The organism is Janibacter alkaliphilus (assembly GCF_013408565.1).
Classification (GTDB): domain Bacteria; phylum Actinomycetota; class Actinomycetes; order Actinomycetales; family Dermatophilaceae; genus Janibacter; species Janibacter alkaliphilus.
Genome location: NZ_JACBZX010000001.1, coordinates 1,326,141 through 1,350,491, shown reverse-complemented (window position 1 = coordinate 1,350,491; position 24,351 = coordinate 1,326,141). Strand labels below are relative to the sequence as shown.

The 24,351-nt window shown below is 73.5% G+C and carries 19 protein-coding genes; 7 read left to right on the top strand and 12 right to left on the bottom strand.

Annotation, left to right across the window (positions count from 1 at the left end):
* Positions 1-45 precede the first annotated feature (45 nt).
* Positions 46-2,256, top strand: a complete 2,211-nt coding sequence (locus BJY28_RS06555; protein WP_179462295.1) for a UvrD-helicase domain-containing protein — start codon at positions 46-48, stop codon at positions 2,254-2,256.
* A gap of 215 nt (positions 2,257-2,471) precedes the next feature.
* Here the strand turns inward: BJY28_RS06555 and BJY28_RS06550 are convergent, their stop codons facing one another.
* From BJY28_RS06550 to BJY28_RS06525, 6 genes are all read right to left on the bottom strand, one after another.
* Entirely contained in the window at positions 2,472-2,663 is a 192-nt protein-coding gene (locus tag BJY28_RS06550; RefSeq protein ID WP_179462294.1) for a DUF5302 domain-containing protein, read from the bottom strand.
* Positions 2,664-2,863: 200 nt separating this feature from the next.
* Positions 2,864-4,153, bottom strand: a complete 1,290-nt coding sequence (locus tag BJY28_RS06545; RefSeq protein ID WP_179462293.1) for an adenylosuccinate synthase — start codon at positions 4,151-4,153, stop codon at positions 2,864-2,866.
* A gap of 132 nt (positions 4,154-4,285) precedes the next feature.
* Positions 4,286-5,065 (bottom strand): helix-turn-helix transcriptional regulator, encoded by a 780-nt coding sequence (locus tag BJY28_RS06540; protein ID WP_179462292.1) that lies wholly within the window; start codon positions 5,063-5,065, stop codon positions 4,286-4,288.
* Positions 5,066-5,313: 248 nt separating this feature from the next.
* A complete protein-coding gene (locus BJY28_RS06535; protein ID WP_179462291.1) occupies positions 5,314-5,724 on the bottom strand; it encodes a DUF3151 domain-containing protein in 411 nt (136 codons plus the stop codon).
* Between the two features lie 8 nt (positions 5,725-5,732).
* Positions 5,733-6,767, bottom strand: a complete 1,035-nt coding sequence (fbaA, locus tag BJY28_RS06530) for a class II fructose-bisphosphate aldolase (RefSeq protein WP_179462290.1) — start codon at positions 6,765-6,767, stop codon at positions 5,733-5,735.
* A 229-nt stretch (positions 6,768-6,996) separates the two neighbouring features.
* On the bottom strand, positions 6,997-8,181 hold the full coding sequence (locus BJY28_RS06525) for a pyridoxal phosphate-dependent aminotransferase (RefSeq protein WP_425485699.1): 1,185 nt from the start codon (positions 8,179-8,181) through the stop codon (positions 6,997-6,999).
* Positions 8,182-8,315: 134 nt separating this feature from the next.
* On the opposite strand from BJY28_RS06525, the gene BJY28_RS06520 reads away from it, so the two are divergent.
* Positions 8,316-9,638 (top strand): acyltransferase family protein, encoded by a 1,323-nt coding sequence (locus tag BJY28_RS06520; protein WP_179462289.1) that lies wholly within the window; start codon positions 8,316-8,318, stop codon positions 9,636-9,638.
* Positions 9,639-9,715: 77 nt separating this feature from the next.
* Here BJY28_RS06520 and BJY28_RS06515 read toward each other — a convergent pair whose 3' ends face one another.
* Positions 9,716-10,387: a TrmH family RNA methyltransferase gene (locus BJY28_RS06515; RefSeq protein WP_179462288.1), complete on the bottom strand. Its 672-nt coding sequence runs from the start codon at positions 10,385-10,387 to the stop codon at positions 9,716-9,718.
* Positions 10,388-10,723: 336 nt separating this feature from the next.
* Between BJY28_RS06515 and BJY28_RS06510 the strand changes: the two genes are divergently transcribed.
* Positions 10,724-11,704 (top strand): DUF368 domain-containing protein, encoded by a 981-nt coding sequence (locus BJY28_RS06510; protein WP_179462287.1) that lies wholly within the window; start codon positions 10,724-10,726, stop codon positions 11,702-11,704.
* Positions 11,705-11,855: 151 nt separating this feature from the next.
* Here BJY28_RS06510 and serS read toward each other — a convergent pair whose 3' ends face one another.
* Positions 11,856-13,172, bottom strand: a complete 1,317-nt coding sequence (gene serS, locus BJY28_RS06505; RefSeq protein WP_179462286.1) for a serine--tRNA ligase — start codon at positions 13,170-13,172, stop codon at positions 11,856-11,858.
* A 91-nt stretch (positions 13,173-13,263) separates the two neighbouring features.
* Between serS and BJY28_RS06500 the strand changes: the two genes are divergently transcribed.
* Positions 13,264-14,397, top strand: coding sequence for a diacylglycerol kinase family protein (locus BJY28_RS06500; RefSeq protein WP_179462285.1), 1,134 nt, complete (start codon positions 13,264-13,266; stop codon positions 14,395-14,397).
* A gap of 199 nt (positions 14,398-14,596) precedes the next feature.
* Here the strand turns inward: BJY28_RS06500 and BJY28_RS06495 are convergent, their stop codons facing one another.
* From BJY28_RS06495 to BJY28_RS06485, 3 genes are all read right to left on the bottom strand, one after another.
* On the bottom strand, positions 14,597-16,057 hold the full coding sequence (locus BJY28_RS06495; RefSeq protein WP_179462284.1) for an HAD-IB family hydrolase: 1,461 nt from the start codon (positions 16,055-16,057) through the stop codon (positions 14,597-14,599).
* A gap of 26 nt (positions 16,058-16,083) precedes the next feature.
* Positions 16,084-16,953, bottom strand: coding sequence for a hypothetical protein (locus tag BJY28_RS06490; protein ID WP_179462283.1), 870 nt, complete (start codon positions 16,951-16,953; stop codon positions 16,084-16,086).
* Between the two features lie 97 nt (positions 16,954-17,050).
* Positions 17,051-18,301 (bottom strand): esterase/lipase family protein, encoded by a 1,251-nt coding sequence (locus tag BJY28_RS06485; RefSeq protein WP_179462282.1) that lies wholly within the window; start codon positions 18,299-18,301, stop codon positions 17,051-17,053.
* A 193-nt stretch (positions 18,302-18,494) separates the two neighbouring features.
* On the opposite strand from BJY28_RS06485, the gene BJY28_RS06480 reads away from it, so the two are divergent.
* Together BJY28_RS06480 and BJY28_RS06475 are read left to right on the top strand one after the other, a co-directional pair.
* Positions 18,495-22,220, top strand: coding sequence for a transglutaminase family protein (locus BJY28_RS06480; RefSeq protein WP_179462281.1), 3,726 nt, complete (start codon positions 18,495-18,497; stop codon positions 22,218-22,220).
* Between the two features lie 44 nt (positions 22,221-22,264).
* Complete coding sequence (locus BJY28_RS06475; protein ID WP_179462280.1) at positions 22,265-23,617, top strand: cryptochrome/photolyase family protein; 1,353 nt, start codon at positions 22,265-22,267, stop codon at positions 23,615-23,617.
* A 13-nt stretch (positions 23,618-23,630) separates the two neighbouring features.
* On the opposite strand, the gene BJY28_RS06470 is transcribed toward BJY28_RS06475, so the two are convergent.
* Positions 23,631-23,999 (bottom strand): DUF4352 domain-containing protein, encoded by a 369-nt coding sequence (locus BJY28_RS06470; protein ID WP_343036994.1) that lies wholly within the window; start codon positions 23,997-23,999, stop codon positions 23,631-23,633.
* A gap of 7 nt (positions 24,000-24,006) precedes the next feature.
* Between BJY28_RS06470 and BJY28_RS06465 the strand changes: the two genes are divergently transcribed.
* A complete protein-coding gene (locus BJY28_RS06465; RefSeq protein ID WP_179462278.1) occupies positions 24,007-24,315 on the top strand; it encodes a hypothetical protein in 309 nt (102 codons plus the stop codon).
* The last annotated feature ends 36 nt before the right edge of the window (positions 24,316-24,351 follow it).

The window sequence follows — 24,351 nt, the reverse complement described above, 5'->3', positions numbered from 1 at the left end:
GACGACCGGCCGAGGGGACCGACCAAGCACCGTGAGCACCGCACCGTGACGCACGCCGAGATCGATGCCGCGGCGGCCGAGGTCGCCCACGAGCAGGCCCACCTGGACCGGGTGCACGCCGAGCTGGCGAAGGCGGGCCAGCGCGCCGGCCTGGTGGCCACCGACGGCCTCTCCCGTGGCCGCACCGACCGGACCGGAGACGTCCGCGACGAGGAGATGTCCGGTCTCTTCGAGCGGGATGCGCTGGTCTACAACGCCGCCCGCCGGCTGGCCAGCCTGCAGCACCAGTACGAGGGTCTCGTCTTCGGCCGCCTCGACCTCGACCACGGCGAGGTGATGGACCTCGCCGACCGGGAGGTGCGCTACGTCGGCCGGCTCGGGGTCCGCGACGACGACTACGAGCCGCTGGTCATCGACTGGCGGGCGCCGGCGGCCTCCCCCTTCTACCGGGCCACCCCGGTGGACAACCAGGGCGTCATCCGACGGCGGGTGCTGCGCTCGCGCGGCGAGACCGTCGTCGGCGTCGAGGACGACCTCATGGTGCCGGAGGCCCCGGACGACCTCGCGGTGGTCGGCGACGGCGCGCTGCTGGCCGCGCTCACCCGCACCCGCGGGAAGCAGATGCGCGACATCGTGGCCACGATCCAGGCCCACCAGGACGAGGCGATCCGGGCCAGCGACCGCGGCGTCACCGAGATCACCGGTGGCCCGGGCACCGGCAAGACCGTCGTCGCGCTGCACCGCGCCGCCTACCTGCTCTACGCCAACCGGCGCCGCTACGAGGCCGGCGGCGTGCTCGTCATCGGGCCCTCGGCCGCCTACACCGCCTACATCGAGCGGGTGCTGCCCTCGCTCGGCGAGGACTCGGTGGTGCTGCGCTCGCTCGGCGACGTCGTCGACGCGGTCACCGCCTACCGCCTGGACAGCCCCGAGGTGGCCGCGATCAAGGGCTCGCTGCGGATGCGCACGGTGCTCGACCGGCTGGCCGCGCGACCGGTGCCCGAGGCCCCCACCGAGCTGCGGGTGATGATCGATGGGCAGCCGGTCCGCCTGGACGCCGACCGGCTGGAGCGGGTGCGTCGTCAGGCGCTGCGCGACCGCACCCGCAACCAGGCCGCCCGGGTGGTCCGCGGGATGCTCGCCGAGGCCGCCTGGGCGAGCGTGCGCGAGGGCGACCGGGACGAGTTCCTCGACGCCTTCGAGATCTCCGGCGCGGTCGACGACTTCCTCGGCCGCTGGTGGCCGCAGGTCGACCCCCGGGAGGTGCTGCTCTGGCTCACCGACACCGAGCTCGCCTACGAGGTGGCCCGCTCGGTCCTCTCCCAGGGGGACGCGGCGGCGCTGGCGCACTCGGTGCGCGAGACGCTGGAGATCGGCACCTGGAGCGTGGCCGACGTGGCGCTCATCGACGAGCTGTCGGTGCGGATCGGGCTGGTCGAGGACGTCGAGGACGAGGACGACGAGCGCGGCTTCTTCGAGATCGAGGAGCTGGACGGGGTCGAGGAGCTGCAGGCCATGGGCAGCGGCATCCAGGCGCCGGAGTCCGGGCCCGCGACCACACCGGTGCTGGCCCGGGAGCGCCTGCTGCACGGTCGGCTGGGCCGTCCCGAGGAGTACGCGCACGTGCTCGTCGACGAGGCGCAGGACCTCTCCCCGATGCAGTGGCGGATGATCGGGCGACGCGGTCGGCGGGCCTCGTGGACCGTCGTCGGGGACGCGGCGCAGGCCGCCTGGGAGGACGCCGCCGAGGCGCAGCAGGCCCGCGAGGAGGCCTACGGCACCCAGGAGCGGCGCGGCTTCCACATGGGCACGAACTACCGCAACGCCCGGGAGATCTTCGACTACGCCCGTGACGTCGTGCTGCCGGCGGTGCCGGACGCGGACATCCCCGAGGCGGTCCGCGAGACCGGGGTGCAGCCGGTCGAGCTGACCTTCGGCGACGCCCTGGACACCTCGGTGCCGGGGGTGGCGGTGGTCGCCGAGCAGGCGCTGGCCGACCTGGCCGAGCAGGTCGACGGCAGCATCGCCGTGATCACCCCGACCCGGCACCAGGACGCGGTGCTGGGCCTCGACGGCAGCCACGACGGCCGGGTGGTGGTCATCGACCCCATGTCCACCAAGGGGCTGGAGTGGGACGCGACGCTGGTGATCGACCCGGAGGCGATCGCCGCCGAGGCACCCGGCGGGGCGCGGGTGCTCTACGTCGTGCTCACCCGCGCCGCCCACCGGATGACGGTGCTGCGCCCGATCGTCTGAGCCGGCTCCCCTTCGCCCGACCGTCTGAGCCATGTCCCCCCTCGGCCGACCCCCTGGGCAGTCTCCCCCTTCGCCGCACCGGCGGCAGTCGCCGACGAAGGGTCGGCAGACGCTCACCTTCGTCGCAGGCGCTCACCCTGCACCCTGAGCGGATCCAGCTGCCTAGGGGGTTGGGGATACTTGGGGCGCCGGAAGCGAGGTCAGAGGGCGCAGGGTCAGCCGGACTTGCGGCGGAACATCTGCTGCGCCCCGGAGGTCTCGGCCCGATGGGCGGACTCGACCTTGCCGTGCGCGCCGTCCGGGCTGACGTCGGTGCCGCCGTGCGCCTGCTTCTTCTCCAGCGCCTCGCGGAACTTCGCCTTCACGTCCTCCGGCGCACCCTCGCGGTGCGACTCGTGACTGGACATCGCTGCTCCCTTCGTCGCGACGGCCTCCGCGTCGAGGCCGTGCCGACCACGGTCGCAGCCGCCACCGCCCGGCGGCAACGGATTATCTGGCGACGACAGGGGAAGGCCCCAGACGCTCACCTTCGTCGCAGACGCTCACCCTGCACCCTGAGCGGATCCAGCTGCCTAGGGGGTTGGGGGTCCAGGGGCGGTGGGGTGGCTCAGGAGTCCAGCAGCGGGTAGCGCTGGATGATCTGCTCGCGCCCCGGGCCGACGCCGATCGCCGAGACCCGCGCACCGATGAGCTCCTCCAGCCGCAGCACGTAGCGCTGCGCCGCCTCGGGCAGCTCCTCGAAGGTGCGGCAGCCGCTGATGTCCTCCCACCAGCCGTCGAGGTGCTCGTAGATCGGGGTGGCGTGGTGGTAGTCGCTCTGCCCGGCCGGCATCTCGTCGTGCCGCACCCCGTCGACGTCGTAGGCGACGCAGACCGGCACCTGCTCGAAGCCGGTGAGCACGTCGAGCTTGGTGACGACGAAGTCGGTCACCCCGTTGATCCGGGTCGCGTAGCGGCCGACGACGGTGTCCACCCAGCCGCAGCGGCGCGGCCGTCCGGTGGTGGTGCCGTACTCGGCGCCGGTCTTGCGCAGCGTCTCGCCGTCGTCGTCGAAGAGCTCGGTCGGGAAGGGCCCCTCACCCACCCGGGTGGAGTAGGCCTTGAGGATGGCGATGACCCGGCTCACCCGGGTCGGCGGGATCCCCGATCCGGTGCAGGCGCCGCCGGCGGTGGCCGAGGAGCTGGTGACGAAGGGGTAGGTGCCGTGATCGATGTCCAGCAGGGTCGCCTGCCCGGCCTCGAGCAGCACGTTCTGCCCGGCGTCGAGGGCCTGCTCCAGCTCCAGCGAGGTGTCGGTGACCATCGGGCGCAGCCGCTCGGCGTAGGACAGCAGCTCGGCGACCACCCGGTCGGCCTCGACCGCGCGGGTGTTGTAGATCTTGGCGAGCACCTGGTTCTTGACGGCCAGCGCCGCCTCCACCTTCTGCCGCAGGATCGATTCGTCGAAGATGTCCTGCACCCGGATGCCGACGCGGTTCATCTTGTCGGCGTAGGTCGGGCCGATGCCCCGGCCGGTGGTGCCGATCTTGCGGGACCCGAGGAAGCGCTCGGTGACCTTGTCCAAGGTCCGGTTGTAGGGCGCGATGACGTGCGCGTTGCTGCTGATCCGCAGCTTGGAGACGTCGACCCCGCGGGCGCTGAGCCCGTCCAGCTCGGTGAAGAGCACCTCGAGGTCGACCACCACGCCGTTGCCGATGACCGGCACGCAGTTCGGCGAGAGGATGCCGCTGGGCAGCAGGTGCAGCGCGTACTTCTCCCCGTCGATGACCACCGTGTGCCCGGCGTTGTTGCCGCCGTTGAACTTCACGACGTAGTCGACGTCGCGACCCATGAGATCGGTCGCCTTGCCCTTGCCCTCGTCGCCCCACTGGGCCCCGACCAGCACGATCGCCGGCATCGGTCCTCCTCGTCCGCGCGGGCGCGGATCCGTGCGCGTGTCCGCCCCTGGCAGCACGGCTCCGGCCGACGGGCCCGTGCAGCAGAGGGCCGCGGCACCTGCCCGCGGCGGCTCACCACCCTACCGGCGGGGTCACAGCTGCCCGTCACGCTCCAGCGCCACCCCGAGCTGGAAGCGGGTGGAGACCCCGTGCTCGTCCATCAGCCCGGCGATCCGGCGGCGCACGGTGCGCAGCGAGACCCCTAGGGTGCGCGCGATCGTCTCGTCCTTCAGGCCGAGCGCCAGCAGCCGCACCAGCGGCGCCTCGTCGGGCCCGGACACGCTGAGCGAGACCTCCGGGGAGACCGCCCACACCGCGTCGAACCAGGTGGCGAAGGAGCGCACCAGCGCCGGGTGGCGCACGAAGAGGTAGCGCGAGGTGGGATCGCCCCAGCGCTCCAGGGTCACCACCGCCTCGTCGCCGAGGACGAGGAACTCGGTGCCCGGGACGTCCGAGACGCGCTGCTCCTGGCCGACCTCGCGCTTGGCGGACAGCCGCAGCCGGCTCACCTCGTCCTCCAGGGCCATCGGGTGCACCAAGGTCCGCTGACGCTGCCCCTCCTGGGCGCGCTCCAGCTCGGAGCGGGAGTTGACGTCCTCGGCGCCGGCGCCGACGTCGACCTGCATGACGACGTTGTCGACCTGGTCGGCGCCGCCGGCGAGCCGGACGAGGATGGGGCTGGCGACCTCCTGCTCGAGGACCTGGACGCCCAGGTCGTCACCGAGATCGATGTGGTGCATCCGGGCGCGGAGCTGGACCAGCGCGTCGCCGATGTCGGCCAGCCGTTCCCGGGTCTCGGTGAGCCGGGCGGTGTCCTCGGCGAGCACGCGCTCGAGCCTGCGGAGCGGGTCCTCGACCGGGTGCGTCCCCATGCGTTGTCATGTTAGTGCCATTGGCTGCTTCATGACGATTTTTCGGGCAGGGCTGGTGCACACTAGGAGCACAGAGGGGCGCCGCCCGGGTATCAGGGGACTCAGTGGCGGCGCCCCCTACACCTTTTCCGGGAGGGACACCGGACGCGGCGACGAAGGGGGCGTCACGACCATCTGGTCGTGACGCCCCCTTCGTCGTGGTCTGACGCTGTGTCGAGGTCCGGCGCTGTGTCGTGGTCCAGCTCGGCTCAGCCCAGCAGCTCCCGGTAGGCCTCGGCGCTGGAGTCCCGCAGGAAGGCGGAGCAGCGCTCCTCCTCGTCGGTCTCGCCGATCGCGCCCGCGGCGCGGGTCAGCGCCGCCAGCGCCCGCAGGAAGCCGCGGTTCGGCTCGTGCGACCAGGGCACCGGGCCCTGGCCGCGCCACCCGGACTTGCGCAGGGCGTCCAGCGCCCGGTGGTAGCCGGTGCGGGCGTAGGCGTAGCCCTCGACCGTGCGCCCGTCCTCGAGCGCGTCCTCGGCGAGGGTGGCCCAGGCCAGCGAGGAGGTGGGGTGCAGCCGCGCGACGTCGGCGGCGTCCACCCCTTCCTCCAGCCGCTGGGCGGCCGGGTCCTCCGGCAGCAGGGTCTCGGGGATGCCGAGCAGGTTGTCTCCGGCGCTCATCGACATCCTCAGGCGGTGACGCTGGTGCCGGCGCTGCGCAGGTTCTGGCACGCCTCGACGACGCGGGCAGCCATCGCCTCCTCGGCGACCTTGCCCCAGGCGCGCGGGTCGTACTGCTTCTTGTTGCCGACCTCGCCGTCGACCTTGAGCACGCCCTCGTAGTTGCTGAGCATCCAGCCGGCGATCGGGCGGGTGAAGGCGTACTGGGTGTCGGTGTCGACGTTCATCTTCACGACGCCGAAGTCGACCGCGTCCGAGATCTCCTGCGCGGTGGAGCCGGAGCCGCCGTGGAAGACGAGGTCCAGCGGCCGCTCGCCCTTGTCCGTGCCGTACTTCGCGACGATCGCGTCCTGGCACTCCTTGAGGATCTCCGGGCGGAGCTTGACGTTGCCCGGCTTGTAGACGCCGTGCACGTTGCCGAAGGTCAGCGCCGTCATGTAGCGGCCCTTCTCGCCCAGACCGAGGGCCTCGACGGTGGCCAGCGCGTCGTCGGTCGTGGTGTAGAGCTGCTCGTTGATCTCGTGGGCGACGCCGTCCTCCTCGCCGCCGACGACGCCGATCTCGACCTCGAGGATGATGTCCGCAGCCGCGGCGAGCTCGAGCAGCTCCTGGCCGATCTGCAGGTTCTCGTCCAGCGGCACCGCGGAGCCGTCCCACATGTGCGACTGGAAGATCGGCAGCCCGGTCTGCTGCTTCTGCTCGATGCTGGCCTGCAGCAGCGGCCGGACGAAGCCGTCGAGCTTGTCCTTGGGGCAGTGGTCGGTGTGCAGCGCGATGTTGACGTCGTAGCCCTTGGCGACCTCGCGGGCGTAGGCGGCGAAGGCGAGCGAGCCGGTGACCATGTTCTTCACGGTGGGGCCGGAGAGGTACTCCGCGCCGCCGGTGGAGACCTGGATGATGCCGTCAGAGCCGGCCTCGGCGAAGCCGCGGATGGCGGCGTTGAGGGTCTGGCTGGAGCTGACGTTGATCGCCGGGTAGGCGAAGGACCCGGCCTTCGCGCGGTCCAGCATGTCCCGGTAGACCTCGGGGGTGGCGATGGGCATGTCTCTCTCCTTCGAGCGGGTCGGACGTCTCCCCTCGATCCTATTGATCCCCGCGCCGGGCTCGCCAACCGTGCCGCCCCTGCCGTGGACCGGTGGAGGTAACTCGGCGGGTGGAGGTATCTGGACGCGCCGGGGCGCGTGCGTTCACCTCCACCGGAGGATCTCCCTTCGCAGCCCGAAGGGGTGGAGGTGATCGGGTGGAGGTGATCGGGCGAGTGCGGGCGCGAGGTCAGGACTGGAAGGCGGCGATCCGCTCCAGCGCCTGCGCGACGACGTCGTGGCCGGCGGCGAAGGACAGTCGCACGCACCGATGCCCGGCCTGGTCGTCGAAGTCGACGCCAGGGGTGAGGGCCACCCCGGTGGCCTCCAGCAGCGCCGTCGCGTAGCGGCGCGAGTCGCCCCACCGCTCCAGCTGGTCGCCGAGGTCGGCCCAGTAGTAGAAGGTGCCGTCCGCGGGGGCGGCGGTCCCCCAGCCGAGCTCCGGCGCGCGGTCCAGCAGCAGCTCACGGGTGGCCGCGAACTCACGCACCGCCTCCTCCGAGCGGGCGTAGGACTCCGGGGCGAAGGCGGCCGTCGCCGCCTGCTGCGCCGGCGCCGGCGGGCACAGCGCGAGGTTGCCGGCCAGCGCGTCCACCGCGGCCTGCAGATCCTCCGGCAGCAGCAGCCAGCCGAGCCGCCACCCGGTCATCCCCCAGTACTTGCTGAAGCTGGAGACGACGACGGCGCCGGGATCGACCTCCCGGGCGCACACCCCCTTCGGGTCGCTCGCCCCCGCCTGCGGGTAGGTCACCCCGTGGTAGATCTCGTCGCTGATCAGCCGCACCCCGTGCGCCTGGCACCAGGCAGCGATCGCGGTGAGCTCGCCACGGTCGACCATCGTGCCGGTGGGGTTGGCCGGCGAGGCGAGCACCAGCCCGGCCAGCGGCGCGGCCGCGTGCTCGGCCTCCAGCTGCGGCACGGTCGGCTGGTAGCGCTGGACCGGACCGCAGTCGATGTCGACGACCTCGCAGCCGAGGCTGCGCAGGATGTTGCGGTAGGCCGGGTAGCCGGGACGGGCCAGGGCGACCCGGTCGCCGGCGTCGAAGGCGGCCAGGAAGGCGAGCACGAAGCCGCCGGAGCTGCCGGTGGTGATCGCCACCTCACGCGGGTCGAGCTCGAGGCCGTACCAGCGGTGGTAGTGCCCGGCCACCGCCGCCCGCAGCGCGGCCGTGCCCAGGGCCGGGGTGTAGCCGAGCGGGTCCTGGCGCTGGTGCACCCGGGCGGCCGCCTCCTGCACCGCGGCCGGCGCGCCCTGACCGGGCTCCCCGGCGCACAGCGAGAGCACCTCGCGGCCCTCGGCGCGCAGGTCCGCCACCCGGGCGAGGACGTCCATCACCTCGAAGGGAGGGACCTGGCTGCGACGGGAGGCGCTCACCTGGTCAGCGTAGGTGGGCTGCGGCCGGGTGGTCGCCGTGCGGGCGGGTTGAGTAGTCGCAGGGGGCGAGGTCTGAGTACCGGTGAGTACCGCGACTCAGGTGCGGCGCAGCGCCCTTCGCCAGGTTGGTGCCCATGAGCAGCGCACCCACCCTCTCCGTCCGTGACCTGGCCGCCGCGACGCCGAGCAGCCGCAACCGGGTCGTCGACCTCTACCGCGCCGTGGCGATCAGCGTCGTCGTCCTCGGCCACTGGCTGATGGCCGCCGTCGTGGTCCGCGGCGGCGAGGTCGACCTCGTCAACATCCTGCAGACCCAGCCGGTGCTGCAGGGGCTGACCTGGGTCTTCCAGGTGATGCCGCTCTTCTTCCTCGTCGGCGGGTACAGCAACGCCACCTCGTGGCGCTCCGCGCGGGCGAAGGGGGAGGGCTGGGCCGGCTGGCAGCGGGCCCGGCTGCGCCGGCTGATGACCCCGGTGGTGCCGCTGCTGCTCGCCTGGATCGGCATCGCGTCGGTGGCGCTGGCCGCGGACGTGCCGGCCGACCTCATGCGCACCGCCAGCCAGACGGCGCTGGTGCCGACGTGGTTCCTCGCCGCCTACGTGCTCGTCGTCGCCGTCACCCCGGGCACCCTGGCGCTGTGGGAGCGGCTGGGCTGGTGGAGCGTCGTCGGCGGGCTGGCGCTCGGTGGGCTCGTGGACTACGTGAGCATCTCCACCGGACAGATCCTCGTCGGCTTCCTCAACTACCTGATCGTCTGGGCCACCGTGCACCAGCTGGGCTACGCCTGGCGGGACGGCGAGCTGGCGAGCGCCGGCCGCAAGGTCGCGCTGTCGGTGGTCGGCCTGACCGGGGTCACCCTGCTCGTCGCCTACGGCCCCTACCCGGTCTCGATGATCGGGGTCGGCGGCCCGGTCGAGAACTCCTACCCGACCCGGATCACCATGGCGCTGCTGGGCATGGCGCAGATCGGTGTCGCGCTGCTGGCCGAGGCGCCGCTGCAGCGCTGGCTGCAGCGCCGTCGCCCGTGGACGGCCACGGTCGCGGTCAACGCCCGGATCATGTCGCTCTACCTGTGGCACCTCACCGCGATGGTGCTCGTCATCGGCGCCTCGGCCCTGATGGGTGGTGTCGGGCTCGGCCTGGAGCCGGGCAGCGGCGCCTGGTGGGCGACCCGGCCGGTCTGGTTCGCGGTGCTGGCCGCGGTGACGGCGGTCTTCGTGGCCCTGCTGGGCCGGTGGGAGGAGCCGCGGGCGGACCTGCGGCCGGAGCCGCGCTCGGCGTGGCGCCCGCTGCTGGCGACCGTCGCGGTCTGCGGCGGCCTGGCGGTCATGGCGAAGGCGGGCATCGTCACCGACGACGGGGTGGCGTGGGTGTGGCCGCTGCTGCCGGTGGTGGCGCTCTTCGCCCTGCGCATCGTCCGGGTGCACCGGCCGCGGACGCTGCTCACCTCGCGCTGATCTCGCTGTGCGACCGGGGCCCGGCGATCGCCGGGCCCCGGTCGCTCACGTGCGCTGGTCGTGGGTGGAGCTGGCGCTCAGGGGATCTGGTCGAAGTGGTGCCGCCGCACCCACGCGTGCATCGCGATGGCTGCGGCGGCACCGGCGTTCATCGAGCGGGTCGAGCCGAACTGGGCGATCGCGAGGACGACGTCGCAGGCCTCGAGCATCTCCGGGGAGATGCCGGGGCCCTCCTGGCCGAGGACGAGCACGCAGTCGCGCGGGAGCGCGGAGGTCTCCAGGGGCACCGCGCCGTCGACGTTGTCGATGCCGACGAGCGGCAGCCGGGTGCCGCCAGGCCCCGCCGTGGCCGCCCACCGCTGCAGCGCGGCGACGTCCGGGTGATGGTGCTCGTGCTGGTAGCGGTCGGTGACCATGGCCCCGCGGCGGTTCCAGCGACGCCGCCCGACGATGTGGAAGGCAGCCGCGCCCAGGGCGTTGGCGGTGCGCACCACGGAGCCGATGTTGAAGTCGTGCTCCCAGTTCTCGACGGCGACGTGGAAGGGGTGCCTGCGGGTGTCCAGGTCGGCGACGATCGCCTCGTGGCGCCAGTAGCGGTAGCGGTCCTCGACGTTGCGGCGGTCGCCGTGCGCGAGCAGCTCGGGGTCGAGGCGGGGGTCGGTCGGCGGGTCGCCGACCCAGGGGCCGACACCGACCTCGGGAGCGGACGGGTCGGGCTGGGGCTCGCCCCGCTCCTGGTCCTGTCTCACGCGCAGCAACCTAGCCGCCGGCGAGTGAGCGCATCTGGTCGCCTCGGGCCGCCAGGACCCGACCGGATGTGCTCACTCACCGTCGGCGGCGCCGCCCACCCAGGCGTCGGCACCTACCCCCTTCGCAACTGCCCGGGCAAATCACCCGAACCCCCGCAACTGCCCGGGCAAATCACCCGACCCCTCGCAACTGCCCGGGCACACTCCGAAGGGGGCACAGGCCCTTAGGTTCTTCGGCACAGCGCGGTGTCAGCCGATGCCCAGGCTCGGCGGCTAGCCTGGCGCCCCGCTACGCACCCGGACCGTGGGTGGCCATCACGACCGCGGAAGGGCGGCATGCAGCAGACCACCGACGGGCCCGCCCCGACCGAGGCCCTCGCCTCCCGTCGCCCGCGCCGCCTCCTCCCCCTCGACCTGCTCCGGGGTTTCCTCATCGGCATGGCCGAGCTGGTGCCCGGCGTCTCCGGCGGCACCGTGGCGCTGGTCACCGGGGTCTACGACGAGCTCATCGACTCCGCCTCGCACGCCATCGCCGCACTGCGACGGCTGGTTACCGGCCCGGACCGGCTCGCGTCCGCGCGGGTCGAGCTGCGGCGGACCAGCTGGTGGCTCGTCATCCCGGTGCTCGTCGGCATGGCGACCGCGGTGCTGACCATGGCCGGGGTGCTCAGCAGCTTCGTCTCCGACCACCCCGAGCACGCCCGCGGGCTCTTCTTCGGGCTGGTCGCGGTGAGCGTCATCGTGCCCCTGCGGATGCTGCCGCACGCCACCCGACCGGCCTGGGTGGACGGGCTCATCGTCGCGGCGGCGGCAGTCACCGCCTTCGTCATGACGGGGCTGGCCGGGGGCGGCTCCGAGTCGGACCCGCCGATGATCGTCGTCTTCCTCGCGGCGGCGGTGGCGATCTGTGCGCTCGTGGTGCCCGGCGTCTCGGGCTCGTTCTTCCTGCTGGCGATCGGGCTCTACACCGCCACCCTCGACGCGGTGGACTCCCGCGACCTGGGCTACATCGCCGTCTTCGGGCTCGGCGCGATCGTCGGGCTGGCCTCCTTCGTGAAGATCCTCGACTGGCTGCTGACGACGCACCGCCGGACCACGCTGCTCGTGATGACCGGGCTGATGCTCGGCTCGCTGCGCGCGCTGTGGCCGTGGCAGACCTCCACCGAGGACGCCAGCGGCGAGGCGCACGGACCGGGGTCGCTGCTCGCGCCGGTCGACCCGGTCCCCGGGCCGCTGCTGCTCATGGCGCTGGGCGCGCTCGTCGTCGCGGTGATGATCTGGGTGGAGTCGCGGTCCTCGGCGCCGTCCGACGACTGAGCGAGGACTGCGCGGCGCCGAGCGAGCCCGCGGTCAGCGCATGCAGAGAACCTCTCGCTCACAGGACAAGCCTTCCCCCGAGAGCGAGCCATTATCGGGTTACCCGATAAAGGGGTGACGGGTGGGGTACGGGCGAGGTGCGGCGAAAGGGTCAGGAGGTCGGGGTGAGGACGTCCAGGCCGAGGAAGGGCTGCAGGGCCTGCGGGACGCGCACCGAGCCGTCGGCCTGCTGGTGGTTCTCCAGGATCGCCACCAGCCAGCGGGTGGTCGCCAGGGTGCCGTTGAGGGTGGCCACCGGGGCGGTACGCCCGTCGCCGTCCTTGAAGCGGATGCCCAGCCGGCGCGCCTGGTAGGTCGTGCAGTTCGACGTCGAGGTCAGCTCGCGGTAGCGGCCCTGGGTCGGCACCCACGCCTCGCAGTCGTACTTGCGCGCCGCCGACCCGCCGAGGTCACCGGCAGCGGTGTCGATCACCCGGTAGGGCAGCTCCACCTTCGCCAGCATCTCCTGCTCCCAGGCGAGCATCCGCTGGTGCTCCGCGGCCGCGTCCGCCGGGTCGCAGTAGACGAACATCTCGAGCTTGTTGAACTGGTGCACCCGGATGATCCCGCGGGTGTCCTTGCCGTAGCTGCCGGCCTCGCGGCGGTAGCACGTCGACCAGCCGGCGTAGCGCCGCGGCCCGTCGCTCAGGTCGATGATCTCGTCGGAGTGGTAGCCGGCCAGCGCCACCTCGGAGGTGCCGGTGAGGTAGAGGTCGTCGCCGGGCAGGTGGTAGACGTCCTCGTGCGCGTCGAGGTAGCCGGTGCCGCCCATGATCTCCGGGCGCACCAGCGTCGGCGGCACCATGAGCCGGAAGCCGGCCGCGGTCGCCTGGGCGACGGCCATGTTGAGCAGCGCCAGCTCGAGCTGCGCCCCGACCCCGGTGAGGAAGTAGAAGCGGCTGCCGGCCACCTTCGCCCCTCGCTCCATGTCGATCGCGCCGAGGCCCTCGCCCAGCTCGAGGTGGTCGCGCGGCTCGATGCCCTCGGCGGCCAGGTCGCGGGGGGCGCCCACCTCCTCGAGCACGACGAAGTCGTCCTCGCCGCCGGCCGGGACGCCCGGCTCGATGACGTTGCCCAGGCTGCGCACCAGCCGGTCCAGCCGGTCCTGCGCCTCGTCCTGGACGCTCTCGAGCTCCTTGACCCGGGCGGCGAGCTCGGTGCCGGTGGCCCGCAGGCGGTCCGCCTCGGCCTGCAGCTCGGTGGTGTCCTCGCCGGCCTTCTGGGCCCCCTTCAGCCGGCCCATCACCGGGCCGAGCTGCTTGCTGGCCGCCTTCTGCTCGGCCCGCGCCGACTCGAACTCGCCGATGGCGCTGCGCCGCTGCTCGTCGGCGGCGAGCACCTCGTCGACCACGGACGCGTCCTCGCCGCGGGCACGCTGGCTGTCTCGGACGACGTCGGGCTGGTCCCGCAGGAGCTTGATGTCGATCACCGGGTCAGCGTAACGACGGCTCCGGGCGCGCCGCACAGACCTTTCCGCGCCTGCCGTCGGTGCCCCCGCCGCTCCGGTAGCGTGACCCGACGTGTCCGAGTCCTGGCCCGCGCTGGCCGCCGCCCTGCTGGTCAGCCTGGCCCTCGTCGCGGTCGTCGTCTGGCTGGTGCTGACCGGCACCACCTACCGCGCCCGACGCGGCGCGACCCGCAGCCGGCCGGACCGCTCCACCTTCCGCCGGGACCGCAGCCGCACCCGTCGCAAGCGGGCCGCGATCGTCATCAACCCGACGAAGTTCGACGACCTCGGGGCGATCACCGCCGAGCTGGCCGCGGCGAGCACCGCTCTGGGCTGGGCCGAGCCGCTGGTGCTGCAGACCACCGCCGACGACCCGGGCACCGGCCAGACCCGCCAGGCGCTGGAGGAGGGGGTCGACCTGGTCTGCCCGCTCGGCGGCGACGGCACCATCCGCGCGGTCGCCGTGGCGCTGGCGCACACCCGGACCCCGATGGGGCTGCTCCCGCGGGGCACCGGCAACCTGCTCGCCCGCAACCTCGACGTCCCCGTCGACGACCTGCACGAGGCGCTGCGGGTGGCCTTCACCGGGCGCAACCGGGCGATCGACGTGGCCTGGGTCGAGCTGGACCCGGCCGAGGAGGACGCCACCTCGGACGTGGGCCAGGCCGAGGACCCGGTCGAAGGGGAGCCGGTGCGCCGCCACCCCTTCCTCGTCATGGCCGGGATGGGATTCGACGCCGCGATCATGGACGGCACCAGCGAGCCGCTGAAGGAGAAGATCGGCTGGCTGGCCTACGTCGTCACCGGTCTGCGCAGCATCTTCATCCGCCGCTTCGGGGTGCGCTGGAGCGTCGACGGCCAGGAGCAGCCGGACCGGCAGGCCCGCACCATCGTCGTCGGCAACTGCGGCACGCTCACCGGCGGAATCACCCTCATGCCGGATGCCCAGCTCGACGACGGCACCATCGACGCGGTGGTGATCAGCCCCAAGACGCTCGTCGGCTGGGCCGGGCTGGCCGGTCGGGTGATCAGCCGTTCCCGGCAGGACACCACCCGGCTCACCCGAGCCTCCGGGACCCAGGTCACCGTCACCGCGGACAAGCAGCAGCTGGTCCAGGTCGACGGCGACGTCATCGGCGAGGCCACCCGGCTGGAGCTGACCGTCGACCCGTCGGCGCTGATCGTCCGGGTCGCCCACCGTTCCTGACCCGCTCCCCCTTCGCAGCTGCCCGGGCAGTTGCGACCCCTCCTGCGCAAAAGCCCGGGCAGTTGCGGCCCCTCCTGCGCAACTGCCCGGGCAGTTGCCGCCCTTCTTGCCATTTGCCCGGGCAGTTGCGGCCCCTCCTGGGCAACTACCCGGGCAGTTGCGGAGCCTGGCGGGAGCGTGCTCCGGGCCAGTGCGGGTGTCAGGAGCGGGAGGGCGCGGGGGCGGGGGCCGACTCGTCGGTGTCGACGGCGAACCAGCGGTCCTCCGGCGGCACGACCCCGCTCGGGTAGGTCTGGGCGAGCTCGGCGAGGGTGGGCCGCGCCGGCCGACGCACCTCCTCGGGCAGCAGGTCGGCGATGGCGGTCATGATCCGCTCGGTGTCCTTGCGCTCGGACCGGTACTTCAGCTCCACCGGCTCGCCGAAGGTCACGGTCACCGTCGGCGGCCGCAGCACGGTGGTGACGTTCGGCCCCTTCGCCGCCCGCGGCCAGACGACCTCGGTCCCGGTGAGCGCGAAGGGGATCACCGGCACCTTCGTCATCGTCGCCAGCCGGGCCGCGCCACGTCGCCCGCGCAGCTCGTGGTCGAAGAAGCGGATCCCGCGCGGGATCGTCCCCTGCGGCATCATCCCGACGAGCTCGCCGCCGCGCAGCGCGAGCGCGGCCTGGGCCAGCGGGTCCGGCGCGTCCGGGTCGTCGTGCCGCCGGTCGACGCTGATCCCGCCGACCGAGCGCATCATCGACCCGACCAGCGGCGCGTCGAAGAGCTCCTTCTTCGCCAGGAAGCGCGCGGTCCGCCCGGTGCGCCGCATCGCCATGACCATCGTCGGCACGTCGAAGTAGCTGCGGTGGTTGCCGACGATGATCGCGCCGCCGTGGTCCGGCACGTTCTCCAGCCCCTCGACCCGCAGCCGCACGTAGGGATAGGTCTCCGGGCGGGTGAGCATCATCGCCACCTGCTGCATCTCCAGCCCGAGCAGCGGCACCTTGACCACGCCCGGCGAGGTGTCGAAGCTGATGATCGGCCAGCGGGAGAGCGTGGCCAGCGCGAAGAGCCGCGGGTCGGGGTTGACCGCACCCGGCTGGCCCACCGCCCGCAGCATCGGCGCGTCGTAGACCGAGTCGGAGTAGGCGAAGGACTCCTTGAGGTCGACGTCCCGCTCGCGGGCCCACTCCTTGATCGCGGCGAGCTTGCCGGCCGACCACACGAAGTGCCCGTCCAGGGCCCCGCTGAACCGCCCCGAGGCATCGATCTCGTAGCGGGTGGCGATGACGTCGTCCAGCCCCAGCCGCTCGGCCAGCGGACGCACCAGGTGCTCCGGCGTGGTCGTCGCCAGCACCGCCGGGCGCCCGGCCTGCTGGTGCTCCTCGATGAGCAGCCGGCCGAAGGGCTCGACCAGGTCGGCGAGCACCTCACCGGCCAGCTCGGCGGCCTCGTCGAAGGCGTCGAAGGGCTTGCCCTTGGCGACGATGGCGGCCTGGCGGGCCAGCGCGATGGACCCCAGCGACTCGCCGAAGTGGTCGAACCAGCCGAAGATCAGGCTCTCGAAGGGCAACCGCCGGGTGACCGTGCCGGTCTCGCGCATGGCCGCGGACAGGGCCGGGCCGGAGGCGCGGCGCAGCAGGGTGCGATCGAGGTCGAAGAAGGCGGCGCCGGGCATGTCGGGAAGGCTACCGGCGGGCCGGGTCAGTGGGTGCCGCTGTCCGTGAAGGCCTTCGCCGCGCGGACCCCGTCGTCGGCGTGACGGACCTGGGGGCCCAGGTCGGTCAGCTCGGCGGCGGTGACCGACGGGCCGGCGTCGACGACGGCGTCGGCGGCCGAGCGCCGGCTGCCGGTGTACTCCTCCTCGCCGCCGGTGCCGAGCATGACCAGCGCCTCACCGGTCTCCCGCGGCGAGGTGACGACGAGCTCCATCGACTCCACGCCGCCACGAGCGGTGCTGCGCTGGTTCTGCTTCCAGCTGGAGCCGTCCCAGGCGCACAGGAAGCCGGCCTTGGTGTTCACCGGCACGTGCTCGAAGGCTCCCGCCCACCAGGCCGGGCGCCCGGCGGTCAGCACGGCCCGCGCCTGCTGCTCGTCGTCGGCGGAGCGGTCGTTGAGGCTGGGGTCGCTGCTGCCGATGAGCACCGCCCGACCGTCCTTGTAGCGGACGAGGAAGGCGAACTCGCCCAGCTGGCTGGCGTAGTACCAGTCGGCGTCCTGGTAGACCCCGGAGGGGACACCGGTGGTCGACTGGGTGGCGACCCAGGCCGCGGCGTAGGCCGCCCACGGGTCACGCATCTCCTCGGGGCTGGGCAGGGAATCCACCGTGACGGCGGTGCCCGAGGAGGGCGAGCCGTCGCTCTGCGGGCTGGATGAGCCGTCGCTGCCCGAGCCGCTCGCGCTGCTCGACCCGTCGCCGGAGCCCTCGCCCGAGCCGGTGTCCTCGCCGGTGCGGAAGGTGGTGCTCGAGCCCTGCGTCGGCTCCGCGGCCTCGTCGCTGCAGCCGACGAGCGCGGCGCCCGAGCCGAGGCCGAGCGCGCTCAGCGCGACCCGGCGGGTGATCTCTGCGGCCACCGGCCCTCCCCTTCGTCTGTCATCGCGTCTGTCGTCGCGCCCCTGCGCAGCGTGGACCAGGCACAGGGTACGGCCACGGCGGCCCCCTGGGGAGCGCTCAGCCAGGTCCGTGGGCGACCCGGTCACGGATCAACGGGTAGACCCGCTCGTGGTTGAGCAGGTCGAGGTGGGTCAGCCCGCCGAGGTGGACCGGCTCGGACCGCCCCAGCCCGCGCGCCGAGTCCGCGCCGACGACGAGGTCACCGAACCAGCGGGCCCGCCGCGAGTCCGGGTCCCGGGCCACGGTGGCGACCACCGCGAGGTGGGCGACGTGCGGGTGCGGCCGGGCGCCGGTGCGCCGGTCGCCCGGCTCCTCGGGGTCGTGGCCGGACCAGTCGGCGTCGACGAGGTTGCCGTGGCGCATGTCCCGGATGCCGTCGCTGCGGTAGCGGATGATGTCGGCGGCCCACCGGGTGCGCTCGGAGGTGGCGAGCCCGCCGGCCACGGCGTTCGCCGAGCGCTCGAGCGGGGTGCCGTGGTGCGGGGTGCCGAGGGTGATCGTGTCGGTGGTGGCCTGAACCCACGGCTCGTCGGCCTCCGCCTGGGCGAGCGCGGAGTGGGCGACCAGGCCGCCCATGGAGTGCCCGACGAGGACGATCCGGGTGATCGGCACCGGCCAGGCCGCGTGCAGCCCGCGCAGCAGGGCCCGCAGCTGGGCGCCGTTGGTGGAGACCCGCAGCCCGGTGTTGTAGCGGACCCAGACCGAGGAGACGTCCAGCTCGTCCTCGAGCCGCCGACCGTAGCTGTGCGGGGTCGCGTCCGGGTCGTCGCCGTCGGGGCGGCGCTTCCACATCTGCTCGGTGCCGATGAAGCCGTGCACGAAGACGACCACCGTCCCCGTCGCCTCCGGGTAGGCGGTGGCCAGCCCCTCGGCGGTGACCGGGATGTCGCGGCCGGAGCGGCGCAGGGTCATCGGGTAGGAGACCGCCGAGCCCTGGGCGGCGAGCTTGTCCCCGTGGAAGCCGTGCAGCAGCGCCATGAGGGTGCGGGCCCGCGGCGAGTCGGCCAGGGTGCCAGGTCCGCGCGGGTCGTCCGTGGGCGCCTGAGGAGCGCGGCCGGCGACCAGGCCGGTGGCGGTGCCGGCCAGCTCGAGGGTGGTCCCGGTGATGGCGTAGACGCCGCCGGCGATGGTGTCGTGGGCGATCTCGACGGGGGTGACCACCGGTCGGCCCAGCGGACCCAGGTAGCGCCGGACGGTGCCGAAGGCGGTGTCCGCGATCGCCCCGTGCACGTCCCGGACGACGCCGGTCGCCCCGCGCAGACCGAAGCCGACCAGGCGGCCGGTCTCGGCTCTCTCCTCGGGCTGCATCGCGGGTCTCCTGACATGGGGGTCAGGGTCGACGGTAGACCCAGCCGCGCGCCCGCGTCAGGCCGATCCACCCCTGGTGCGCCCGAGCCGCTGGTCCGGCCACAGACGTCGCCGGCTCTCGCGGCGCAGTCCTCGCGGTCGGGGGTCGGCCTCATGCCCGGCCAGGACCTGGCATCCCCCTAGGCTGGCGCGGGTGACGATCCGCGTAGCCCTCGAGCACCGCACGACCTACCGCTTCTCCGAGCCGGTCCGCGTCTACCCGCACACGGTGCGGCTGCGCCCGGCGCCGCACTCGCGCACCCCGATCCCGGCGTACTCGCTGACCGTCTCGCCGCCGGAGCACTTCATCAACTGGCAGCAGGACCCCTTCGGCAACTGGCTGGCGCGGCTGGTCTTCCCGGAGCCGGTGAGCGAGCTCGACATCACGGTCGACCTCGTCGCCGACATGACCTCGATCAACCCCTTCGACTTCTTCGTCGAGGACTCCGCGAGCACCTTCCCCTTCAGCTACCCCGAGCAGACCCGGCGCGACCTCGAGCCCTACCTGTATCCGGTCGGCGAGGACGACGACGCGACACGGCTGGCCCCGGCCGTCCTGGAGTGGCTGGAGCAGCGCCTGCCCAGCCTGACCACCGCACCGGTCGATGCCGCGCCCGGGCAGGGCACGCCGATCGTCGACTTCGTCGTCGCGCTCAACCACGCCGTCCGCGAGTCGGTGGGCTACTCGGTGCGGATGGAGCCGGGCGTGCAGACCCCCGGCGAGACCCTGGGCCGCGGCATCGGCTCCTGCCGCGACTCCGCCTGGCTGCTCGTGGCGCTGCTGCGCCACCTGGGCCTGGCCGCCCGCTTCGTCTCCGGCTACCTCGTCCAGCTCACCGCCGACCTCAGCGCCGTCGGCGACCCCAGCCTCGACGGCCCGGCCGAGGACTTCACCGACCTGCACGCCTGGGCCGAGGTCTTCATCCCCGGCGCCGGCTGGGTCGGCCTCGACGCCACCTCCGGGCTGCTCGCCGGCGAGGGGCACATCCCCCTCTCGGCGACCCCGCACCCCAGCTCGGCGGCGCCGATCAGCGGCGCCACCGCCCCGACGGCGGTCGACTTCTCCTTCTCCAACACGGTCACCCGGATCGCCGAGGACCCACGCGTCACCAAGCCCTTCAGCGACGACCAGTGGCGCGGGATCACCGCGGTCGGCGAGGCCGTCGACGGACTCCTCGCGAAGGGGGACGTGCGGCTGACGATGGGGGGCGAGCCCACCTTCGTCGCCGCCGGCGGCACCCAGGACCCGCAGTGGCACACCGCCCCCGACGGCGACGAGAAGCGGGCACTGGCCACCGCGCTGGCCGACCGGCTCACCGTGCCCGGGATGCTGCGCCACCACGGCCAGGGCAAGTGGTACCCCGGCGAGCCGCTGCCCCGCTGGCAGATCCAGCTGAGCCGGCGCACCGACGACCAGCCGCTGTGGCACGACCCGGCGCTGCTGGACCAGCCCTGGGGCGAGCCGGCCGTCGAGCCCGGCAGCCCCGCGGCCGCGGCAGCCGCCCGAGACCTGGCCGTCGGCATCGCCCGACGCACCGGCATCGACCCCGAGCTGCTCGTCTCCGCGCACGAGGACCCGCTGGCCCGGCTGCTCGACGAGGCCCGGCAGCCGGCCGGCGAGGCCCCCACCGAGGGCGACCTCGCCCCGGACGACCCGACCCTGGCCGCCGAGGGCGACCGCGAGCAGCGGGTGGCCGACGTCGACCGGCCCGCCCTGGGCACCCCGGTCGCCTGGGTGCTGCCGATCTTCCCGGCGCTCGACGGCGAGGGCTGGGGCACGACGCGCTGGCGCACCCGCCGTGGCGCGCTCATGCTCGTGCCCGGCGACTCGCCCGCCGGGCTGCGGCTGCCGCTGGCCTCGATCGCCTGGACCGAGGGGCCGCTCGTGCCCGAGCCCTCCCCCTTCGCCGCCCGCGGCGCGCTGCCGGCCACCGACCCCGCCGCGCTGCCCGAGGTGGCCGACTGCGCGGCCACCGTGCTGGACATCGAGGAGGCGCCGCGCACCGCGCTGGCAGTGCAGGAGCGCGACGGGCACCTCTTCGTCTTCCTGCCGCCGGTCGAGGAGCTCGAGCCGGCCCTGGAGCTGCTCGCCGCGGTCGAGGCCAGCGCCGCCCAGGTGGGGCTGCCGGTGGTGCTCGAGGGCTACCCGCTGCCCGGCGACCCGCGGGTGCGCAGCATGTCGGTCACCCCCGACCCCGGCGTCATCGAGGTCAACGTCGCCCCCACCCGGAGCTGGGGCGAGCTCGTCGAGCAGACCGAGACCCTCTACGAGCACGCCCGCCAGATCAGCCTCTCCACCGAGAAGTTCGACCTCGACGGCAGCCACACGGGCACCGGCGGCGGCAACCACCTCACCCTCGGCGGCCCGACCCCGGCCGACTCGCCGCTGCTGCGCCGCCCCGACCTGCTGCGCTCGCTGGTCACCTACTGGCAGCACCACCCGGCGCTCAGCTACCTCTTCAGCGGGCGCTTCATCGGCCCCACCAGCCAGGCGCCACGGGTGGATGAAGGGCGGGCCGAGTCGCTCTACGAGCTGGAGATCGCCTTCGCCCAGATGGACCACGTCGTCGCCATGCAGCACGAGGCGAGCGACATCACCGAGCCGCTGACCGAGGAGCTCTACGCCAAGGAGGGCACCCGCCCCTGGCTGGTGGACCGGCTGCTGCGGCACCTGCTGACCGACATCACGGGCAACACCCACCGCGCCGAGTTCTGCATCGACAAGCTCTTCGCGCCCGGCACCGAGCGGGGGCGGCTGGGGCTGCTGGAGATGCGCGGCTTCGAGATGCCGCCGCACCCGCGGATGGCCCTGCTGCAGGCGCTGCTCGTGCGCGCCCTGGTCGCCCGCTTCTGGGCCGAGCCGTACACCGGTCCGCTGGTGCACTGGGGCACCCGGCTGCACGACCGCTTCCTGCTGCCCGCCTTCGTCGCCACCGACCTGCGGGACGTCATCGACGACACCAACCGCTACCTGCGCTCGGTCGGGGCGCCGGTCATCGACCCGGCGTTGTTCGACGCCTTCCTCGAGTTCCGCTTCCCCCGGCTCGGCGACGTCGACGTCGACGGTGTGGGGCTCGAGCTGCGGACCGCGGTGGAGCCGTGGCACGTGCTCGGCGAGGAGGTCACCCAGTCCGGCACCGCCCGCTATGTCGACTCCTCGGTGGAGAAGGTGCAGATCCGGGCGACCGGACTCGTCGAGGGGCGGCACCTGGTCACGGTCAACGGGGTGCCGGTGCCGATGGCGCCGGTGGCCGAGCACGGCTGGGGCGGCCCGGTCGGCGCCTCCGGGTCCGGCGGCGCCTTCGTCGGCGGCGTCCGCTACCGCGCCTGGGCGCCGCCGTCGGCGCTGCACCCGACGATCGGGGTGCACGCGCCGCTGGTCGTGGATCTCGTCGACCGGTGGAGCGGACGCTCCCTCGGCGGCTTCACCTACCACGTGACCCACCCCGGCGGGATCTCCTACGACAGCTTCCCGGTGAACGCCGCGAGCGCCGAGGCCCGCCGCCAGGCCCGGTTCGTCGTCGGTGGTCACACCCCGGGGCCGGTGGACCTCACGACGATCCCGCCGCTGAGCGACGGCATGTCGCCGGGCGTGACCGACTACCCGGTGACCGTGGACCTGCGCCGATTCCCGGGGGTGGACCGCTCCGCCCCGGCACCGGACGACTTCGCGCCGGAGCCGGACGAGTCGGACGCCCCGGGCCGCGCGCCCCGGCCCGGGGAAGAGGTCGTGGAGACCTCCGCCGACGGCGTGGTCACCCCCGACGGCGCCCCGGTGCCGCAGGTGAGCCTGCACCAGGAGGAGAGCGACCTGCGGGCCGGCGCCGAGGGCGCGGACTCCACCGAGGCCGCGACCAGCGCCCAGGGCGAAGGGCGCTGATGCCGGGTCGCCACCGGGGCCGCGGCGGTGCGTAGGTTGGCGTCATGAGCACCGCGATCATGTGGTTCCGCCGTGACCTGCGGCTGCGCGACAACCCGGCGCTGCGCGCGGCCGCGGAGGCTGGTGACGTGCTGCCCCTCTTCGTCCTCGACCAGCGGCTGTGGGACCGGGCCGGCGCCGCCCGACGGGCGTGGCTGGCGGCCACCCTGCAGCGTCTGGACGAGTCGCTCGACGGGCGGCTGAGCATCCGGCTCGGTGACCCGGCGCAGGTCGTGCCGCGGGTGGCCGAGGAGGTCGGGGCCGGGTCGGTGCACGTCGCCCGGGACGCCTCCCCCTTCGCCCTGCGACGGGACCGGGCCGTGGTCGACGCGCTCACCGGGGCCGGGGTCGAGGGGGTCGCCACCGGGACCCCCTACGCGGTGGAGCCCGGGACGCTGACGACGAAGGGGGGCACCCCCTTCAAGGTCTTCACCCCCTACTCCCGCGCCTGGCGCGAGCACGGCTGGCCGGCGCCGGTGAGCGCGCCTCGGTCGGTGACCTATCTCGACGACACCAGCGACGGCCGGGTCGCGGGGATGCTCGACGCGGCCCTTCGGGACGTCCCGATCGACCTGCCGACCGCCGGCGAGGACGCCGCCCGGCGGCGCTGGGAGCGCTTCGTCGAGCGCGCGCTGGACCGCTACGACACCGACCGGGACCTGCCGGCGACGGAGGGCACCTCGCGGATGTCCGCCGACCTGCACCTGGGGGTGGTGCACCCGCGCCAGCTGCTCGGCGACCTCGAGGGGCGCAGCGACGACGGCGCCGAGAGCTATCGCACCGAGCTGGCGTGGCGGGACTTCTACGCCGACGTGCTGCTGGCCAACCCGGGCTCGGCCTGGCGCGACCTCAACCCCCTGGGCATCGACTACGACGCGCCGGAGGACGCCATCGCCGCCTGGCGCGAGGGGCGCACCGGCTACCCGGTGGTCGACGCCGGGATGCGTCAGCTGCTGGCCGAGGGGTGGATGCACAACCGGCTGCGGATGATCACCGCGAGCTTCCTCACCAAGGACCTGCACGTGTGGTGGCCGGTGGGGGCGCGGCACTTCATGGAGCACCTCATCGACGGCGACATCGCCTCGAACAACCACGGCTGGCAGTGGGTCGCGGGGACCGGCACCGACGCCGCGCCGTACTTCCGGATCTTCAACCCGGTGACCCAGGGCGAGCGCTTCGACCCCGACGGCGAGTACGTGCGCCGCTGGGTGCCCGAGCTGGCGCACCTGCCGGGCAAGGCCGCACACGAGCCGTGGACCCGCGACGACGGCTACGACCACGGCTACCCGCAGCGCATCGTCGACCATGCCGAGGAGCGGACCGTCTCGCTGGAGCGGTACGAGGCGCGCGGCTCCTAGGTCAACGACACCGTCACCGGGTCGTCGAAGAAGGACCCGTCGATCTGCATCGTCTCCAGCTGGGCGTCGGCCGAGACGTCGAAGTACAGCGCCCCTCGACGGTGTGGCCCGGGTTGATGGTCTCCAGCCAGAGGACCTCCTCCTCGACACTGAAGCTGGCCCCGGAGTCGGTGCTGAACTGGCGGCCCTCGGCATCGGCGAGGACCGTGTCACCGTCGAAGAAGGTGCTGGACTCGTCCCCGATGTTCGTCACCGTGACATCGACCGCGACGTACCGTCCCTGTTCAGTCTCAGCGAGGAAGTCCTCGCCGATCGTCGTCCCAACCTCGCGCACCCCGTCGACGACGATCTCGAAGTCGCCCTGCGTCACGGTGTCACCCACACCGGGCGTGGAGCCGCTGTCGTCAGCAGCACTGGAGCTGCTCTCCGAGCTTGAGGTGCTGGACGAGCTGCTGGTGGGGGTATCGGTCGTCGAGGTGTCCACGGTCGACGATGCCGATGTCGCGGAGTCGGAGGTGCTCTGCAGATCTGACGGGCGAGCGCTGTCCGTCTCGTCGTCGTCCGGCACCGCGATCACCAGGACACCGCAGACGAGGCACACGAGGACCATCGACACGGCCGCCGTGATCGCCGCGATCGCCCACCCCGACATCCCCCGGCGCTCCGGGGGCCCGTGGTGCGTCGGCTGGTACCCGTAGCCAGGCTGCTGACCCTGGCCGTACGAGTACGACCCC